Annotated in this window: 4 protein-coding genes; all 4 read right to left on the bottom strand. The window is 46.8% G+C overall.

Annotated elements, in window-relative coordinates:
• Positions 1-39: 39 nt before the first annotated feature.
• Positions 40-1,191 carry a pyridoxal phosphate-dependent aminotransferase gene (locus tag GX117_12240; GenBank protein ID NLO34099.1) on the bottom strand — a complete coding sequence of 384 codons (1,152 nt, stop codon included), beginning with the start codon at positions 1,189-1,191 and terminating at the stop codon, positions 40-42.
• A 25-nt stretch (positions 1,192-1,216) separates the two neighbouring features.
• A complete protein-coding gene (locus GX117_12235) occupies positions 1,217-1,927 on the bottom strand; it encodes an ABC transporter ATP-binding protein (protein ID NLO34098.1) in 711 nt (236 codons plus the stop codon).
• Positions 1,914-2,693, bottom strand: coding sequence for an ABC transporter ATP-binding protein (locus GX117_12230; protein NLO34097.1), 780 nt, complete (start codon positions 2,691-2,693; stop codon positions 1,914-1,916). The genes GX117_12235 and GX117_12230 overlap by 14 nt, the downstream gene beginning before the upstream one ends.
• A gap of 5 nt (positions 2,694-2,698) precedes the next feature.
• The coding region (locus GX117_12225; GenBank protein NLO34096.1) for a branched-chain amino acid ABC transporter permease at positions 2,699-3,104 on the bottom strand (406 nt) is incomplete at its 5' end.

Below are 3,104 nucleotides of genomic sequence, written 5' to 3'. Positions count from 1 at the left end.
GCGCTGATACGTTTCATCATTTCCATCATCAGCCTTCCCTTATCGCGCCTGCATGTACTGCTTCAAGCGCTTCATGCCTTCAATGATATTTTCATCTGAAGTCGCATACGTTAAGCGCATATACCCTTCACCGGCATCACCAAATCCTGTTCCGGGAACGGTCACAACACCTGTTTTCTTTAAAAGGTCCATGCAAAAATCGACGCTGTTCATACCCGCACTCTTGATGTTCACGAAAGCGTAAAAAGCACCCTTTGGCACACGGACCGAGATACCCTCAATGTCGTTTAGTAACTTGCAGATCAAATCGCGGCGGCGTTCATAGGATTGACGCATCATCTCGACTTCATCCCAACATGATTCAAGTGCTCGAACTGCCGCCAATTGTGTCGGTTCGGGCAAACAGCTTGCACTGTTTTCATGCAATTTTGTCATCGCCGATATAATTTCCGGCGTGCTTATGGCGTAACCTAAACGCCATCCAGTCATGGCAAACATTTTGCTAAATCCGCTAATGTAAACTGTTCGTTCCGCTATTCCGGGAAACTCCGTTATGCTAGGACAACGGCGACCATCGTAAATAATTTTGGAGTAAATCTCGTCCGAGATTACAAATAGATCATGCTCAACGGCCAATTCTGCTACGCCGCGCAACGTATCTTCATCGAAAACGGCACCTGTTGGATTTGACGGAGAGTTGAGGATGATCAGTTTTGTTTTTTCTGTAATCACTTGCTTAAAATCATCAAGCATTGGTACAAATTCATTTTCTTCTTTCGCCCATATCTCTTTGCAGACACCGCCAACCATGGCAATATGGCCAAAATAGTTGGACCACGCTGGTGTGACCAAGACAACTTCATCACCCGGATCAACCAGTGTAATAAGGGCCAGCTGAAGTGCCTCCATTGCACCACATGTACACAAAACTTGTTCATTCGGATCGGGTTTCAGATTGTCAGCATGGAATGTAGAAATGGCATCACATAACTCAGGAATACCGCGATTCGGCGTGTAATGGGTCAATCCTCTGCGCCATGCATCAACGGCTTCGTCAATGATGGGCTTTGGTGTAGTGAAATCTGGTTCACCGACGGTAAAACTCACTCGGTCTTCGATCTTCAACGCCTCGTTGAACATCGCCCGAATGACAGACGCTCTTGTGTTTCTCGCAATGTACGATAGCTGCATTTTGGCAACCTCCCATTAAATATTTTTACGCGCCTAGATAAGCGGCTTTGACTCGATCATCTCTTAACAAGGCGTGGCCTTCACCCTCAATAGTAATATGTCCAGTCTCAAGAACGTATGCTCGATTGGCGATGCTGAGGGCCAAAAAAGCGTTCTGTTCAATAAGTAGAATGCTCGTACCCGCTTTATTGATTCTCTCAATGACCTTGAATATGCCTTCAACAAGAATGGGCGCCAAGCCCATAGAAGGCTCATCCATAAGCATCACCCGGCCGCGCGTCATTAAAGCACGGCCGACGGCGAGCATCTGCTGTTCTCCGCCTGATAGCGTTCCGGCCATTTGTTTTTCGCGCTCTTTCAGCCGCGGGAAAATATCGAACACTTCTTCAAGCATTTCATTTGTATTTTTGCTGTTTTTGACGACACTGCCACCGAGCATAAGGTTTTCATGAACAGTCAGCTTAGCAAACACGCGACGTCCCTCAGGTACGTGTGCGATACCACGCTTCACAATGTCGTGAGGTTTCATATGCGTGATCTCTTTGTCTTCCAACAATATCGTTCCGGCTTTTGCCTTTTCAAGTCCGGATATGGTACGGAGAATGGTTGTTTTTCCTGCACCATTCGATCCTATCAATGCAACTATTTCACCTTCCTCAAGGTGAAAAGAAACTCCCTTTACTGCTTGGATGGCGCCGTAAGAGACGTACAAATCCTTAACATCAAGCATTCGCATGATAGTTTCCTCCAAGATAGGCGGCAATAACATTCGGGTTTGATTGAATTTCAGCAGGAACGCCCTCGGCGATCGTCTTGCCAAAATCAAGCACCTTAATGCGATCCGCAATGTGCATGACGAAATTCATGTGATGCTCAATCAAGATGATGGTCAAGTCGAATTTTTCTCTAATATCCTGAACCAGCAGGGCCATCTCGTCTTGCTCGGCCGTTATCATACCAGCAACCGGTTCATCCAAGAGTAGGATTTGTGGCTCCAACATCAAGGCTCGAACTATCTCGAGTCTGCGCTGTTCACCATAGGGCAAATTATTGGCGATCGTATCAGCTTTATCTTCCAGCCGAAAAATTCTAAGCAGGTCCATCACACGTTCATCGAGCTCGCGCTCGCGCTGACGCATGCCTTTCGTACGAAGCAGACAGGCAAAGAACTTTTCGTCATTGTGGCAGGTATACGCCATCTTCGCGTTATCTGCGACTGTCGATTCATGAAAGAGACGGATGTTCTGAAATGTTCGCGCAATACCGGCTTTCGCAAACATGTAAGGCTTGCGGTTCGCCATATTCTGTCCTTTATATACAATCGATCCTGATGTCGGTGCATAGATGCCCGTAAGCATATTGAAGACAGTGGTTTTGCCGGCTCCATTAGGACCAATCACAGCAATTATCTCACCTTCTTTTACATCAAGGGAAAAATTGTCAACGGCCTTAAGACCCCCGAATTCGATGCTGAGTTTGTCGACTTCTAATAAGGCTTCCATAAAGGTCAACGTCCTTTCTTTAGTAAGCCGTTTGCACTAAGCGGCATCGAATCGTAGATATCGCTGCGCCGGATCTGCAAGAATCGAAGCTCATGCCCGCCGCATAATCCTTTTGGGCGAAACAACATTACGATGACCAAGACAACGGCGTATATGACGAGCCGCCAATTGGCCATGAAGCGCAAAAGTTCAGGCAATGCTGTCAATAGAACGGCGCCAAGGACGGATCCAGTTAAGGAACCTGATCCGCCAGCATAAAGATAAACAAGGAAATCGGTCGATTTAGCAAACCCGAAACTGTCCGGTTGAATAAACGACACGACGTGAGCGTACAGCCCACCTACCACGCCGGCGAAAAATGCCGCAAAACAGAATGCAATGATCTTAAACCTAGTCGTATTTACACACATT

Source organism: Candidatus Hydrogenedentota bacterium (genome assembly GCA_012523015.1).
Classification (GTDB): Bacteria; Hydrogenedentota; Hydrogenedentia; order Hydrogenedentales; family CAITNO01; genus JAAYBJ01.
This window is presented reverse-complemented; position numbering and strand designations above follow the sequence as displayed.

Bases quoted from the DNA above. Each gene is read 5' to 3' on its own strand.
- GX117_12230 (NLO34097.1), bottom strand. From the start codon at position 2,693: ATGGAAGCCTTATTAGAAGTCGACAAACTCAGCATCGAATTCGGGGGT.
- GX117_12235 (NLO34098.1), bottom strand. From the start codon at position 1,927: ATGCGAATGCTTGATGTTAAGGATTTGTACGTCTCTTACGGCGCCATC.
- GX117_12240 (NLO34099.1), bottom strand. From the start codon at position 1,191: ATGCAGCTATCGTACATTGCGAGAAACACAAGAGCGTCTGTCATTCGG.